A 15,045-nucleotide genomic window follows, 5' to 3' on the forward strand; every position below is an offset into this window, starting at 1 on the left:
GCCATGACCTTGACGCGCAGCATGGCGCAAGGCGCCACAGACGTCCCGCTGATCGAGCAGACCATTGGCGACTTCTTCGACGATATGGTGGCGCGGCAGGGCGACCACGAAGCCCTGGTCAGCGCCCACGAAAAGAAGCGCTACAGCTACAGCGAACTCCAGCGCGAAGCCAACAGGCTCGCCAGCGCCCTGCTGGGTCTGGGACTCGTGCCGGGCGACCGCGTCGGCATCTGGTCGCACAACAACGCGCCCTGGGTGCTGATGCAGCTCGCCACGGCGAAGGTCGGCGTCATCCTGGTCAACATCAATCCGGCCTACCGCACCTCGGAGCTCGAATACGCGCTCAACAAGGTGGCGTGCAAGGCGCTGGTCACGATGAAGAGCTTCAAGACCAGCGACTACGTCGGCATGCTGCGCGAACTCGCGCCCGAGCTGGCGGATGCCAAACCCGGCGCACTGAACGCAGCCCGCCTGCCGCACCTGCGCACCGCGGCATGGATCGACACGCCGGCCGACAGCGGCGAGCTGCCGGGGCTGCTGCGCTTCTCGAGCCTGCTCGACAGCGGCACGCCAGACGACCCGCAGGTCGCCGCCATCGCGAAGACGCTGCAGGCGACGGACCCCATCAACATCCAGTTCACCAGTGGCACCACCGGCTTCCCGAAGGGCGCGACGCTCACGCATCGCAACATCCTCAACAACGGCTTCTTCATCGGCGAGTGCATGAAGCTCTCGCCGGTGGATCGCCTGTGCATCCCGGTTCCGCTCTATCACTGCTTCGGGATGGTGCTGGGCAACCTCGCGTGCATCACGCACGGCAGCACCATCGTCTACCCGAACGACGGCTTCGACCCGATCACGGTGCTGCAGACGGTGCAGGACGAGAAATGCACCGGCCTGCACGGCGTGCCGACCATGTTCATCGCCGAGCTGGACCATCCGCGCTTCAAGGAGTTCGATCTCTCCACGCTGCGCACTGGCATCATGGCCGGCTCGCCGTGTCCCACCGAGGTCATGAAGCGCGTGGTCGACCAGATGCATCTGCGCGAAATCACCATCGCCTACGGCATGACCGAGACCAGCCCCGTGAGCTGCCAGAGCTCGACCGACACACCGCTCGAAAAGCGCGTGTCGACCGTGGGAACGGTGCAGCCGCATCTCGAGATCAAGATCATCGATCCGGTCACTGGCGACATCGTCCCGACGGGTGTCTCCGGCGAGTTCTGCACGCGCGGCTATTCGGTGATGCACGGCTACTGGGAAGACGAGGAAAAGACCCGCGAAGCGATCGACGCAGAAGGCTGGATGCACACCGGCGACCTCGCCACGATGGACGCCGAGGGCTACGTCAACATCGTCGGCCGCATCAAGGACCTGGTCATTCGCGGCGGCGAGAACATCTATCCGCGCGAGATCGAGGAATTCCTCTACCGCCATCCCAAGGTCCAGGACGTGCAGGTCGTCGGCCTCCCCGACAAGAAGTACGGCGAAGAGCTGTGCGCGTGGATCATCCCCAAACCGGGGCAGACCGCGACCGCCGACGAGATCCGCGACTTCTGCAAGGGCCAGATCGCACACTACAAGGTGCCGAGGTACATCGAGTTCGTCACTGCATTCCCGATGACGGTGACCGGCAAGATTCAGAAATTCAAGATTCGCGAAGCGATGAAGAGCCAGCTCGGGCTCGACGAGGACCACACTGCATGAAGCTGGAGACGAAACTCAACGCCCGCTCGGCCGAATTCCAGGCCAATGCGACCGCCATGCGTGCACTGGTCGAAGACCTGCACGCGCAGTTCACCAAAGTCGAGGCCGGCGGCGGCGAGGCCGCGCGCAACAAGCACACGGCGCGCGGCAAGCTCCTGCCGCGTGATCGCGTCGCGCAGCTGCTGGACCCGGGCACGCCCTTCCTCGAAGTGGCGCCGCTCGCAGCCCATGCGATGTACCACGGCGCAGCGCCCGGCGCGGGCCTCATTGCCGGCATCGGACGCGTCAGCGGCGTGGACTGCATGATCGTCTGCAACGATGCGACGGTGAAGGGCGGCACCTACTATCCGATGACCGTCAAGAAGCACCTGCGCGCACAGGAGATCGCCGAGCAGAACCGCCTGCCCTGCATCTACCTCGTGGACTCGGGCGGGGCCAATCTGCCGAACCAGGACGAGGTGTTTCCCGACCGCGATCACTTCGGCCGCATCTTCTACAACCAGGCGAACATGAGCGCGCAAGGCATCGCGCAGATTGCCGTGGTGATGGGCTCCTGCACGGCAGGCGGCGCGTACGTGCCCGCGATGAGCGACGAAAGCATCATCGTCAAGAACCAGGGAACCATCTTCCTGGGCGGCCCGCCGCTCGTGAAGGCGGCCACCGGCGAAGTCGTCACGGCCGAAGACCTGGGCGGTGGCGACGTGCACACGCGGCTGTCGGGCGTGGCCGACCATCTGGCGCAGAACGACCTGCATGCGCTGGCACTGGCGCGATCGGCGGTCGCCAACCTCAACGCGCCAAACGGCACCGGCGAGAAACCGGCGACGACCTCGCGCACACCCGAGTTCGCCGCAGACGAACTCTACGGCGTGATCCCGGTCGACACGCGCAAGCCCTTCGACGTGCGCGAGATCATTGCCCGCATCGTCGACGGCAGCGAGTTCCACGAATTCAAGTCGCGCTTCGGCAGCACGCTGGTCTGCGGCTTCGCCGAGATCGAGGGCATGCCGGTGGGCATCGTCGCGAACAACGGCATCCTGTTTTCCGAATCGGCGCAGAAGGGCGCGCACTTCATCGAGCTGTGCTGCCAGCGCAAGATCCCGCTGGTGTTCCTGCAGAACATCACCGGCTTCATGGTCGGGCGCAAGTACGAGAACGAAGGCATCGCGCGCCACGGCGCGAAGATGGTGACGGCCGTGGCCACCGCCAATGTGCCGAAGTTCACCATCATCATCGGCGGCAGCTTCGGGGCAGGAAACTACGGCATGTGCGGACGCGCCTATTCGCCGCGCTTCCTCTGGATGTGGCCCAACGCGCGCATCAGCGTGATGGGCGGCGAGCAGGCCGCGAGCGTGCTCGCTACCGTCAAGCGCGATGGCATCGAGGCCAAGGGCGGACAGTGGAGCGCGGAGGAGGAAGAAGCCTTCAAGTCGCCGATCCGTCACCAATACGAGGCACAGGGCCATCCCTACTACGCGACGGCGCGGCTGTGGGACGACGGCATCATCGACCCCGCCGACACACGCCGCGTGCTGGCGCTGGGTCTGGCTGCGGCACGCAATGCGCCGATTCCCGAGCCGAAGTTCGGCATCTTCCGCATGTGAGGGGGCAGCACCATGTCGCTCGCCAACTACTTCGCCAGCCTCGGGCGGTACCACGTGTGGGCCACCAACAGGCTGATCACGTCCAACCTCGCAGGCTTGTCCGATGAGGACTGGCACAAGGACTGCGGTCTGTACTTCCGCTCCGTGCACCTGACGGTGAACCATCTGCTGGTGACCGACAACATCTGGTTCGCGCGCTTCGCCGAAGGCAAGTCGGTGCGCATGTCGCTCGACACGGAGCTTCACACGGATCGCGCCGAGGTGTGCAGTGCGCTCGCCGCGGCCGTCACGCGCTGGAGCCCGTGGCTCGCGACCTTGCCGCCGGAACGCTACGACGGAGATCTGGCCTACACCCGCAACAACGGCGAAAAGGTGCTGATTCCCTTCGCGCCGGCGCTGGGCCACGTCTTCAACCATGCGACCCATCATCGCGGGCAGGTGGCTGCGGCGCTGACTGCGATGGCTCAACCTGGGCCGGAGCTGGATTGGGTCTACCTGCTGCAACAAGAAGCCCGGGAATAAAACATATGAGTGACTTCACTACCCTCGAACTGGCCATCGAAGGCGCCGTTGCGCGCATCTGGCTCAACCGGCCCGAGCTGCGCAATGCCTTCGACGACGTCGTCATCCGCGAACTCGGCGAGGCCTTTGCGCGGGCGAGCGCTGCGACGGATGTGCGGGTGATCGTGCTCGGCGCGAACGGTCCGGCGTTCTGCGCCGGGGCCAATCTCAACTGGATGCGACGTGCCGCCGACTTCACGCACGAGCAGAACCTCGCCGACGCGGGCGGCCTTGCCGCGATGCTGCGCACCATTCATGAAAGCCCCAAGCCGGTGATCGCGCGCGTGCAGGGCGACGTCTACGCGGGCGGCATGGGCCTGGTCGCCGCGTGCGATATCGCGGTGAGCGTCGACACCGCCTGGTACTGCTTGAGCGAGGTCAAGATCGGCCTGATCCCCGCCACCATCAGCCCCTACGTGCTGCGCGCGATGGGCACGCGCGCCGCGCAGCGCTGGTTCCTCACGGCCGAGCGGTTCACCGCGAACGAGGCGCATCGCATCGGCTTCGTGCACGAAGTGGTCGCCGCGGATGCGCTCGATGCCAAGGTGGCGGAGATCGTGAAGGCGCTCACCAGCGCGAGCCCGGCAGCGGTGCGCGCCTGCAAGACGCTGATCGCGGACGTGGCCGGACGCGAGATCGACGATGCGCTGGTCACGAAGACGGTGCAGGGCATTGCCGACATCCGCGCCAGCGAAGAAGGTCGCGAAGGCGTGCAGTCCTTCCTGCAAAAGCGCAAGCCATCCTGGCTGAACGGCTGAAGCGAGCCACCCCATGAACTCACTCGACATGCCCCAACTGCTGGCGCTCGCCGCTGCGCTGGGGTGGGCGAGCGGCGTTCGGTTGTACCTCGTCGTGCTGTTGACTGGCCTTGCCGGCTACTTCGAATGGGTGCCGCTGCCGAGTGGACTGCACTTGCTGGCGCATCCGGTCGTCATCGCGGCGAGCGGCTTCATGGTCTTCGTCGAGTTCTTCGCCGACAAGATCCCAGGGCTCGATTCGATCTGGGACATGGTCCACACGGCGATCCGCATTCCGGCGGGTGCCGCGCTGGCGGCGGGCGTGTTCGGCGCCGACCATGCGGCGATGGCGCTGGTCGCGGCCTTGCTCGGCGGCGGCTTCGCAGCGACCGCGCATGCGGCCAAGGCCACGACGCGTGCGGCCATCAACACCTCGCCCGAGCCATTCAGCAACGTCGGCGCTTCGCTGGTCGAGGATGGCATGGTGCCTGCGGGGCTCTGGCTCGCGGTCGCGCACCCGCTGCTGTTCGGTGTGCTCTTCATCGCCGTGCTGGTGCTCAGCGTGTGGCTGATCCGCAAGAGCTGGCGCTTCCTCAAATCCCTCTTTGGCCGTGTGGCGCGCATCTTCAGCGGCCGGCCCGATCCTGGCGTGTCCCCCGCGTTCCAGCTCAAGAAGAACTCCCCCGGAGACTCATCGAATGTTTAAGAAGATCCTGATCGCGAACCGTGGCGAGATTGCCTGCCGCGTTGCGGCAACCGCCCGCCGCATGGCGATCCGCACCGTGGCCGTGTATTCCGACGCCGACGCGCATGCCAACCATGTGCGTGCCTGCGACGAATCGGTCTATCTTGGCGGCAGCGCGCCCAAGGACAGCTACCTGCGCTGGGAGAAGATCCTCGAGGCCGCCAAGGCCAAGGGCGCCGAGGCCGTCCATCCCGGCTACGGCTTCCTCAGCGAGAACGAGGAGTTCGCGCAAGCCTGCGCCGATGCCGGCCTGGTCTTCATCGGCCCGCCGCCTTCGGCCATCAAGGCAATGGGCCTGAAAGCCGAGTCGAAGCAACTCATGGAGAAAGCCGGTGTGCCGCTGGTGCCCGGCTACCACGGCAGCGACCAGGACCCCGCGCTGTTGCAGCGCGAAGCCGACCGCATCGGCTACCCCGTGCTCATCAAGGCCAGCGCCGGCGGCGGCGGCAAGGGCATGCGCGTGGTCGAGAAGGCTGGTGATTTCCCCGCCGCGCTGGCTTCCTGCCAACGCGAGGCTATCAACAGCTTCGGCGACGACGCGGTGCTGATCGAGAAGTACGTGCAGCGCCCGCGCCACATCGAGATCCAGGTGTTCGGCGATACGAAGGGCAACTACGTCTACCTGTTCGAGCGCGATTGCTCGGTGCAACGGCGCCACCAGAAGGTGCTGGAGGAGGCGCCGGCGCCGGGCATGACCGAGGCGATGCGCAAGGAGATGGGTGAGGCAGCCGTGGCGGCCGCGCGTGCCGTGAAGTACGTCGGCGCTGGCACGGTGGAGTTCATCGTCGAGCAGCGCGCAGACGGCAGCATGAACTTCTTCTTCATGGAGATGAACACGCGGCTGCAAGTCGAGCATCCGGTGACCGAGGCCATCACCGGACTCGATCTCGTCGAATGGCAGCTGCGCGTTGCTTCCGGCGAACCGCTGCCGTTGAAGCAGGAGCAGTTGCAGATCCACGGCCACGCGATCGAGGCACGCATCTGCGCCGAGAACCCGGACAACAACTTCCTGCCCGCCACCGGCACCTTGCACGTCTATCGCAAGCCGCAGGCGACCGCCTTCCAGCGCAGCCGCGTGCGCATCGACGACGGGGTGCGCGAGGGCGGCGTGATCTCGCCCTTCTACGACTCGATGATCGCCAAGCTCATCGTCCACGGCGCCACGCGCGAGGAAGCGCTGGCCCGGCTCGACCTGGCGCTGGCACAGACGCACATCGTCGGTGTCGCGACCAACGTGCAGTTCCTGCGCGGCATCCTGCGCACCGATTCGTTCGCGAATGCGAAGCTCGACACCGCGCTCATCGAACGCGAACGCGCGGTGCTGTTCGACCAGGAGCCGCTGGGCCTGCCGCTCGCAGCGGCGGCATCGATTGCCTGCACGGTGCTCGAGGAAGCGGCGACGTCCAGTGGCAATCCGTTCAGCCGGCGCGATGGCTGGCAGTCGCACGGCGTCGCGTCGCGGCCCTTCGAGTTCGAGTTCCGCGGCGAGTCGAGGAGTGCGTTGCTGCGCTACTTGCACGATGGCGCCCTGTCGCTGCAAGTCGGTGATGTCTCGGGCCCGCTGGAGATCGGCAGCTTCCCGTCGGGCGAGCTTGAAGTGCAGTTCGACGGCCAGCGCCACACGCTCAATGTCTACGAAGACCAGTCGACGGCCCATGTCTTCGCGGCGCACGGCGCCACGAGGATCACGGCCATCGACCGTCTGGCCCATGCGGGCGACACGCATGCCGAGGGCGGCCGACTTACTGCGCCGATGCCGGGAAAGGTCGTGTCCTTCGCGGTCAAGGCGGGCGACAAGGTCAGCCGCGGACAGCCGCTGGCGGTGATGGAGGCGATGAAGATGGAGCACACCATTGCAGCGCCGGCGGATGGCACGGTGGAAGAGCTGCTCTACGCGCCGGGGGATCAGGTCACCGAGGGGGCGGAGCTTCTGCGCATCGCGGCTTAGGCCGACGTGGAGGCCATTAAGCTTGAGGGATGACCTCCCGAATCCGAATCACCGTCTGTCTCACCGACAACCGCCCCGACCCGTGGATCGAGGGCCTTCGCGCCGCCCTGCCTGAAGCCGAGGTCGAGAACTGGGCTCCTGGCGCCGCGCCGGCCGACCACGCCGTGGTCTGGTCGCCGCCACAGGCGCTGCTCGACGACCAGCCCGGCCTGCGCGGCATGTTCAACATCGGCGCCGGCGTCGACGCGCTGCTCAAGCTCAAGGTGCCGCCACAGACCCGCGTCGTGCGGCTCGACGATGCAGGCATGTCGGTGCAGATGGCCGAATACGTCTGCCATTTCCTGATCCGGCATTTCCGAGAATTCGATGCCTACGAGGCCGAGGGACGTGCGGGTCGCTGGAGCTATCGCAAGCCGCGCGAGCGCAAGGACTTCACGGTCGGCGTGATGGGGCTCGGCGTGCTGGGCGAGCGCGTGGCGAAGGCCATCGGCCAGTTCGAGTTTCCGGTCAACGGCTGGAGCCGTTCGGCCAAGTCCATCGACGGCCTGCGCTGCTTCTCGGGCGAATCGGAGTTCGACGCTTTCCTGGGTGCGAGCCGCGTGCTCGTCAATCTGCTGCCGCTGACGCCGGCCACGCGCGGCATCCTCAACCGCGAAACGCTCTCCAAGCTCAACGGCGGCCAGCCCGGCGGCTACCTGATCAACGTGGCGCGAGGCGCGCATCTCGTGGATGCGGACCTGATCCCCTTGCTCGACAGCGGCCAGCTGGCCGGTGCGACGCTGGACGTGTTCGAGGTTGAGCCACTCGCGGCCGACCATCCGTTCTGGCGCCATCCGAAGATCACCGTCACGCCGCACGGCTCGGCGCGCACCGAGCGCGAGGCGTCGATCGCCCAGATCGCCAGCAAGATCCGCGCGATGGAGCAGGGCGAGCCGATCGCCGGTGTTGTCGACGTCACCCGCGGGTACTAGTAGCTCGCCCCCAGGCTTCGCGCACTTCGTGTCGCTTCGCCTACCCCCTTCCGGGGGCAATACCAGCGGCCCGGCAGAGCCGGTTCCGCGGTATTGAGACTCGCCCCCAGGCTTCGCGCACTTCGTGTCGCTTTGCCTACCCCCTTCCGGGGGCAATACCAGCGGCCCGGCAGAGCCGGTTCCGCAGTATTGAGACTCGCCCCCAGGCTTCGCGCACTTCGTGTCGCTTCGCCTACCCCCTTCCGGGGACAATACCAGCGGCCCGGCAGAGCCGGTTCCGCGGTATTCCTGGCCCGTTCAGGCGACGCCGGACATTGCCTGCTGGCGGTTCGCAGCGATCTGGTGCTCCAGCCGCTTTCGGTCGGCCAGCAGGCGGCCGGTCACCAGCGTGACGACCTCGAAGCCGAAGGCCGGGTTCTGGTAATAGAGCTGCTTGAAGGTCATCTCGTCGATGCGCAGCACGTTGCAGTCCGTCACGCAGCGGGCAGTGAGCGAGCGGCGCTTGTCGGGCGCGAAGAAAGCGATCTCGCCGAACAGGCGGCCTTCCTCCATCACCTCGCCGATCTCCACGAACTCGATGCGGCCCGCGGCGAGGAAATACAAGTGCGTCGCGGCGTCGCCCTTGTGGAACAGCACGTGCCCGGCCTTCAGGCGCCTGCTGCGCATGTAGGGCCGAAGCCAGACGCCCGATAGATCGCTCGCCTGTGCCGCCGCGCTCACGCGGCGAGTCAGTCGCACCATCTGCGCTGTGCGGACCATGTTGATCGGCAGGAGCGCCCCGTGCAGCAGCACCATCAGCAGCGACGGGTGCAGGGCTCCATAGAGCAGGAAGCCGAGATTGCTGCCCACGGCCAGGCAGCGCAGCGGGATCATTGTCTTGACCAGGGAGCTGACGACCACCAGAGCGCCCGCGATGGCTGCCGAGCACAGCGCGATGATCCCCGAGGGTGTGGCGAGCGCCTGCGCAAGGCCCGCGTTGGCGGCGTCGATCAATGCTTGCGTTGACAGCATTTCTGCTCCTGGTAGTGGCCGGCGTGAGGGCCTCATGCAATGTGCCACAGCCGTGCGTATTGCAAGTCCTGCGCCCATGCGGGGACAAACCCTGATGCCGTTGTTATTCACATAGATGAAAATAAATTCATGAGTGTGAAAACAGCATTGCGCGTGATCGACATCATCGAAGCCTTCGCGCAGGAGAAGCAGCCACTCGCGCTCACGGAGATGGCGCGTCTGCTCGACATGCCGGTGTCGAGCTGCCTCGGCCTGATCCGTACGCTCGAGGAGCGCGGCTACGTCTACGAAACGGGCCGCCGCCAGGGCTTCTACCCAACGAGCCGGCTCCTCGCGATGGCGCAGGTGATCGCCGCGAACGACCCGGTGCTCGATCGCGTCAAGCCTGCCTTGCAGGAACTGCGCGACGCAGCGCGCGAGACCGTCGTCTTCGGCAAATTCCGCGAGGAGGGCCGGGTGGTCTATCTGGAGGTGATGCCGGCGCCGCAGAGCATCCGCTACTCCGCCGAGGCCGGCGAGACGCGCCCGGCCTATGCCAATTCGCTCGGCCGCGCGCTGCTGTCGACGCTGGCGCCCGACGCGCGCCGCCAGTTGCTCAAGGCCACGAAGCTCGTGCGCCTGACCGATGCCACGCTGACCACGCCCGCCGCCATCGAGCAGGAGCTTGAACGCGCGGCGGCGCGCGGCTGGTACGGCAACCTGGGCGAGAGCATTCCCGACCTGATTGGCCTGGCCTGGCCGCTGCGCATCGGCGGCCAGGCCTACGCCATCTCGGTGGCCGGCCCGCGCTACCGGCTGGAGCCGCGGATCGACGAGATCGCGGCGATGCTGCGCGCCGCCTGCCTGACCGTGGAGCAGAAGGGCTGATGAACGCATCCGCCGCACCCCGTTATTTCGTCCGCGAGGACGACATCGCCGGCTACCACCCGGCCAACCACACCGGCACGCTCAACAAGCGCCTGATCGGCCCCGAGACCGTGGGCGCCAGGCAGATCGAAATGCTGGTCGGCCACATCCAGAAGGGCAAGGGCGCGCTGCCGCATGCGCATCCGGGCATCGAGCAGGTCTGCTACCTACTGCAGGGCCGCGCCGTCGCGGAAGTCGGCGGCCAGCGGCAGGAACTGGGTCCGGGCGACTGCTGCTTCTTCCCGGCCGATGCGATGCACACCTTCACCGTCGTGAGCGATGAGCCGGTGCGCGTGCTCGTGATCTACAGCCCGCCCTACGAGGAATCGCCCGAGCGCGTGATCCGTCCCTGACGGGCCGTGGACTCGGTTTTTGACATCACCACCGGAGACAGCATGCAGAAGATCGCGAAAGACATGTCAGTGACAAACCGCCGCGGCTTCATTGCGCTCGGTGCCGGCATCGGCCTCGGCGCTGCGATGCCCCGGGCCTTCGCGCAGGAGGGCGCCTACCCGAAGCAGCCCATCAAGCTGGTCGTGCCCTTCGCTGCGGGCAGCGGCACCGATGCGGTCGCGCGCATCACGGCGCAGATGCTGGGCGAAGCGTTGAAGGGCCCTGTCATCGTCGACAACCGGGCCGGCGCCAACGGCGTGATCGCAGCCGAGGCCGTGGCCAAGGCCGCGCCCGATGGCTACACGCTCTTCATGACGACCAACACCACGCATTCGGCCAACCCGAGCCTGTTCAAGCGGCTGCCCTACGACCCCGTCAAGGACTACACGCCAATCAGCCGCATGGGCAACCTGCCTTTCATGCTGGTGGTGAACAACGATCTGCCAGTAAAGAACGTCGCCGAATTGCTGGCCTGGGGCCGCGCGAATCCCGGCAAGCTGAGCTACGCGAGCGGCAACAGCACCGGCATCGTCTGCGGCGCCACGCTCTCGCGCATGAGCGGCGTCCCGATGCTGCACGTGCCTTACAAGAGCACGCCGCCGGCCATCGCCGACCTGATCGGCGGGCAGGTCTCGATGATGGTGGTCGACCTCGCGGCCGGCCTTGCCACCGTCAAGGCCGGCAAGATGCGCGCGATCGCCGTCACCACCCAGGAGCGCACGCGGCTCTTTCCGGAACTGCCGCCGCTGGCCGACACGCCCGAACTCAAGGGCTTCGACATCACCTCGTGGAACGGCGTGTACGGACCGGCCGGCATGCCGAAGGACATCGTCGCGCGCCTCAACCAGTCGCTGGCCGCGATGGCCAACGGCCCGGTCTTCCGCGAGCGCGTCGCCAAGCTGGGCTTCGATGCCTTCGGCAGCACGCCCGAGGAACTGGGCACGTTCACCGTGGCCGAACTCGCCAAGTGGAAGAAGCTGATCGACGCCGCCGGCATCCAGCCCGAATGAGCATGCCGACGATGACCGCCCCGGAAGCCGGCGGACCCTTGCAGGGCATCCGCATCCTCGACCTCACGGCCGTGGTGATGGGGCCTTACGCGACGCAGACCTTGGGCGATCTCGGCGCCGACGTCATCAAGGTCGAACCGCCCTCGGGCGACAACCTGCGCGCGGTTGGACCGATGCGCCATCCCGGCATGGGTGCGATGGCGATGCACCTCAACCGCAACAAGCGTTCGGTGGTGCTCGACCTCAAGCGCTCCCAAGGCCGCGAGGCCTGCCTGCGGCTGGCGAAGGATTGCGATGCGCTGATCTACAACACGCGGCCGCAGGCCATGGCGCGGCTGGGGCTGGACTATGCGGCGGTCGCTGCCGTCAACCCCAAGATCGTCTACCTCGGCACCTTCGGCTACGGCGAGGAAGGGCCGTATGCCGGCAAGCCTGCGTACGACGACCTGATTCAGGGCGCGGCTGGCGTCGCCTCGCTGTTCGCGCAGCAGAGCGGTGGCGAGCCGCGCTATGCGCCGGTCACGCTGGCCGATCGCGCGGTGGGGCTGCAGGCGGCCATCGCGCTGCTGGCTGCAGTGCTGCATGCACAGCGGACCGGCCGAGGCCAGTCCGTCGAAGTACCGATGTTCGAGGCGCTCGCGCAGTTCGTGATGGGCGACCATCTCGGCGGCCACAGTTTCGAGCCACCGATCGGCCCCACCGGCTACGCGCGGCTGCTGGCCCCGCACCGCAAGCCCTATGCCACGGCCGACGGCTATCTGAGCGTGCTGATCTACAACGACAAGCACTGGCAGGCATTCTTCGACCTCATCGGCCGGCCCGAGCTGCGCGACTCGCCGATGTTCGGCAACCACACCGCGCGCGCAGCGCACATCGGCGAGGTCTACGCCTTCGTGGCCGAGGTGATGGTCACGCGCACGTCCGATCAATGGATGGCCGCGCTCGAAGCGGCCGACATTCCAGTCGCGCGCCTGCACAGCACCGAGAGCCTGCTCGACGATCCGCACCTGCGCGCCGTCGGTTTCTTTCCCGAGTTCGATCATCCGAGCGAAGGCCGCATCCGCACGCCGGCGCCGGTCGGCCGCTACGGCGCCACGCCGGCCGCCATCCGTCGGCCGACGCCACGTATCGGCGAGCACAGCGTCGAGCTGTTGCGCGAAGCGGGCTATGGCGCCGAAGAGATCGAGCGACTCCTGGCCGATGGCGTCACGCTGCAGCCGGCACGCAACCCCTCCGAGGATTCCCCATGAACTTCTCCCTTGACGAAGACCAGCGCGCGCTGGTCGCTGCCATCGAACGCCTCTGCGAAGACTTCCCCGCCGACTACTGGCGCGAGCACGACGACAGCGCCACTTTCCCGCACGAGTTCCATCGCGCGGTCGCCGCCAGCGGCTGGCTCGGCATCGCGATGCCCGAGGCACAGGGAGGCGCCGGGCTCGGCATCACCGACGCGGCGTTGATGATGCGCGCCATCAGTGCGTCGGGTGCCGGCATGTCGGGCGCATCGGCCATCCACATGAACATCTTCGGACTCAACCCCCGTGGTGGTGTTCGGCACCGAGGAACAGCGCCAGCGCTTCCTGCCGCCGCTGATCGCGGGCGACGAGAAGGCGTGCTTCGCCGTGACCGAGCCCGACGCGGGCCTCGACACCACGCGGCTCAAGACACAGGCGTTGCGCCAGCCCGGCGGCGGTTACGTGCTGCACGGCCGCAAGATTTGGATCTCGACCGCCCAGGTGGCCGACCGCATGCTGATCCTGGCGCGCACCACGCCGCTCGACGAAGTGAAGAAGCCGACGCAGGGCCTCACGCTGTTCTACACCGCGCTGGACCGCAGCCGCGTCGAGGTGCGCGAGATCCACAAGCTCGGCCGCGCGGCGGTCGACTCCAACATGCTCTTCATCGACGGGCTCGAAGTTCCCGAGGAGGACCGCATCGGCGAAGAGGGCAGGGGCTTCGAGTACATCCTGCATGGCCTCAATCCCGAGCGCATCCTGATCGCGGCCGAGGCCATCGGCATCGGTCGCGCGGCCCTCCGCATCGCGTCGCAATACGCGAAGGAGCGCGTGGTGTTCGGCCGACCGATCGGGCAGAACCAAGGCGTGGCACATCCGCTGGCGCGCGCCTGGGCGAACCTCGAAGCTGCCGACCTGATGGTTTTCAAGGCGGCCACGCTCTACGACGCGGGCGAGCCCTGCGGCACCGAGGCCAATGCCGCCAAATACCTCGCGGCCGAGGCGGCGCACGACGCCTGCCAGAACGCCATCCTCACGCTCGGCGGCATGGGCTACGCCAAGGAATACCACGTGGAGCGGTTGCTGCGCGAGAGCTACATCCCCCGCATTGCGCCGGTGAGTCCGCAGATGATCCTCAACTTCATTGCGGAGAAAGCGCTGGGCCTACCTAAGTCTTATTGAAGGCGGCGAAAATGGAGGAGGCGCCGCGAGGCACGCTCCCATTCTTCGAACGAGACCACCATGAAACTTCCCTCCAGAGTCAAGATCGTCGACGTCGGCCCGCGCGACGGCCTTCAGAATGAAAAGCAGCCGGTGTCGGCCGAGATCAAGATCGGGCTGGTGCATCGCCTGCAGGATGCGGGGCTCAGGGAGATCGAGGTCACCAGCTTCGTCTCGCCCAAGTGGGTGCCGCAGATGGCGGACAACGCCGAGGTCATGCACGGCATCCAGCGCAAGCCCGGTGTTCGCTACTCGGTGCTGACGCCCAACATGAAAGGCTTCGAGGCCGCCATCGCCGCGCCGCGCGAGGAATGGCCGGACGAGATCGTGGTGTTCGGCGCCGCCAGCGAGGCCTTCAGCCAGCGCAACATCAACTGCTCCATCGCCGAGAGCATCGAGCGCTTCCGGCCGGTGGTCGAGGCTGCGCGCGCCAAAGGCATCTACGTGCGCGGCGCGATGTCGTGCACGGTCGGTTGCCCCTATGAAGGCGAGATCGCGCCGTCGCGCGTCGACATGCTCGCCGGCCTCATGAAGGAAATCGGTGTGCAGCACGTGGGCGTTGCCGACACCATCGGCGTGGGTACCCCGCTCAAGGTGCAGCGCGCGCTGGAGGCCACGCTGAAGCACTACGGCATCGACGATGTCTCCGGTCACTACCACGACACCTATGGCCAGGCGCTGGGCAATACCCTTGCGAGCCTTGAAATGGGCGTGTGGCAGTACGACACCTCGTCCGCCGGGCTCGGCGGCTGTCCCTACGCCAAGGGCGCGACCGGCAACGTCGCGACCGAGGACGTGGTCTACATGCTGCACGGCATGGGCATCGAGACCGGCATCGATCTCGACAAGCTGATCGACGCGGGCGTCTACATCAGCGAGGCGCTGGGTCGCGAGCCGAACTCGCGCGCCTCGAAGGCCATTCGAAACAAGAGAGCGGCATGAGGGTCGCCGGGCCGCCCCAAGACGCGAGGGCCCCCTTGGGGGGCAGCGCAGCAC

The 15,045-nt window shown here is 66.9% G+C and carries 13 protein-coding genes and 1 pseudogene; 13 read left to right on the forward strand and 1 reads right to left on the reverse strand.

Features of this window, described 5'->3' with window-relative positions:
- The first annotated feature begins 3 nt into the window (after positions 1 to 3).
- The 7 genes from QTI24_RS12900 to QTI24_RS12930 are packed head-to-tail and all read left to right on the forward strand — an operon-like array spanning position 4 to position 8,273.
- A complete protein-coding gene (locus tag QTI24_RS12900) occupies positions 4 to 1,707 on the forward strand; it encodes an AMP-binding protein (protein WP_286600895.1) in 1,704 nt (567 codons plus the stop codon).
- Positions 1,704 to 3,311 (forward strand): carboxyl transferase domain-containing protein, encoded by a 1,608-nt coding sequence (locus tag QTI24_RS12905; RefSeq protein WP_286600897.1) that lies wholly within the window; start codon positions 1,704 to 1,706, stop codon positions 3,309 to 3,311. Before QTI24_RS12900 ends, QTI24_RS12905 begins: the two co-directional genes overlap by 4 nt.
- Before the next feature lie 12 nt (positions 3,312 to 3,323).
- Positions 3,324 to 3,833 carry a DinB family protein gene (locus tag QTI24_RS12910; RefSeq protein WP_286600902.1) on the forward strand — a complete coding sequence of 170 codons (510 nt, stop codon included), beginning with the start codon at positions 3,324 to 3,326 and terminating at the stop codon, positions 3,831 to 3,833.
- Positions 3,834 to 3,838: 5 nt separating this feature from the next.
- A complete protein-coding gene (locus tag QTI24_RS12915; RefSeq protein ID WP_286600904.1) occupies positions 3,839 to 4,630 on the forward strand; it encodes an enoyl-CoA hydratase/isomerase family protein in 792 nt (263 codons plus the stop codon).
- Between the two features lie 13 nt (positions 4,631 to 4,643).
- Positions 4,644 to 5,315 (forward strand): DUF4126 domain-containing protein, encoded by a 672-nt coding sequence (locus QTI24_RS12920; RefSeq protein WP_286600905.1) that lies wholly within the window; start codon positions 4,644 to 4,646, stop codon positions 5,313 to 5,315.
- The gene (locus QTI24_RS12925; RefSeq protein ID WP_286600906.1) at positions 5,308 to 7,302 is read left to right on the forward strand and encodes an acetyl-CoA carboxylase biotin carboxylase subunit; all 1,995 of its coding nucleotides are present in this window, start codon (positions 5,308 to 5,310) and stop codon (positions 7,300 to 7,302) included. Before QTI24_RS12920 ends, QTI24_RS12925 begins: the two co-directional genes overlap by 8 nt.
- Before the next feature lie 41 nt (positions 7,303 to 7,343).
- On the forward strand, positions 7,344 to 8,273 hold the full coding sequence (locus tag QTI24_RS12930; RefSeq protein WP_286601390.1) for a 2-hydroxyacid dehydrogenase: 930 nt from the start codon (positions 7,344 to 7,346) through the stop codon (positions 8,271 to 8,273).
- A 297-nt stretch (positions 8,274 to 8,570) separates the two neighbouring features.
- Here the strand turns inward: QTI24_RS12930 and QTI24_RS12935 are convergent, their stop codons facing one another.
- Positions 8,571 to 9,284 carry a Crp/Fnr family transcriptional regulator gene (locus tag QTI24_RS12935; protein WP_286600907.1) on the reverse strand — a complete coding sequence of 238 codons (714 nt, stop codon included), beginning with the start codon at positions 9,282 to 9,284 and terminating at the stop codon, positions 8,571 to 8,573.
- Positions 9,285 to 9,413: 129 nt separating this feature from the next.
- On the opposite strand from QTI24_RS12935, the gene QTI24_RS12940 reads away from it, so the two are divergent.
- The 6 genes and pseudogenes from QTI24_RS12940 (at position 9,414) to QTI24_RS12965 (ending at position 14,991) form a co-directional block, all read left to right on the forward strand.
- Positions 9,414 to 10,151, forward strand: a complete 738-nt coding sequence (locus QTI24_RS12940) for an IclR family transcriptional regulator (protein WP_286600908.1) — start codon at positions 9,414 to 9,416, stop codon at positions 10,149 to 10,151.
- Positions 10,151 to 10,543, forward strand: coding sequence for a cupin domain-containing protein (locus QTI24_RS12945; protein ID WP_286600910.1), 393 nt, complete (start codon positions 10,151 to 10,153; stop codon positions 10,541 to 10,543). Before QTI24_RS12940 ends, QTI24_RS12945 begins: the two co-directional genes overlap by 1 nt.
- A gap of 63 nt (positions 10,544 to 10,606) precedes the next feature.
- A complete protein-coding gene (locus tag QTI24_RS12950; RefSeq protein ID WP_286600911.1) occupies positions 10,607 to 11,593 on the forward strand; it encodes a Bug family tripartite tricarboxylate transporter substrate binding protein in 987 nt (328 codons plus the stop codon).
- An 11-nt stretch (positions 11,594 to 11,604) separates the two neighbouring features.
- Entirely contained in the window at positions 11,605 to 12,843 is a 1,239-nt protein-coding gene (locus QTI24_RS12955; protein ID WP_286600913.1) for a CaiB/BaiF CoA transferase family protein, read from the forward strand.
- Positions 12,840 to 14,010: pseudogene (locus tag QTI24_RS12960) on the forward strand (acyl-CoA dehydrogenase family protein). The gene QTI24_RS12955 and the pseudogene QTI24_RS12960 overlap by 4 nt, the downstream one beginning before the upstream one ends.
- A gap of 60 nt (positions 14,011 to 14,070) precedes the next feature.
- On the forward strand, positions 14,071 to 14,991 hold the full coding sequence (locus tag QTI24_RS12965) for a hydroxymethylglutaryl-CoA lyase (RefSeq protein WP_286600914.1): 921 nt from the start codon (positions 14,071 to 14,073) through the stop codon (positions 14,989 to 14,991).
- Positions 14,992 to 15,045: the final 54 nt, after the last annotated feature.

The sequence above is a fragment of the Variovorax sp. J22P240 genome (genome assembly GCF_030316855.1).
Taxonomy (GTDB): Bacteria; Pseudomonadota; Gammaproteobacteria; order Burkholderiales; family Burkholderiaceae_C; genus Variovorax.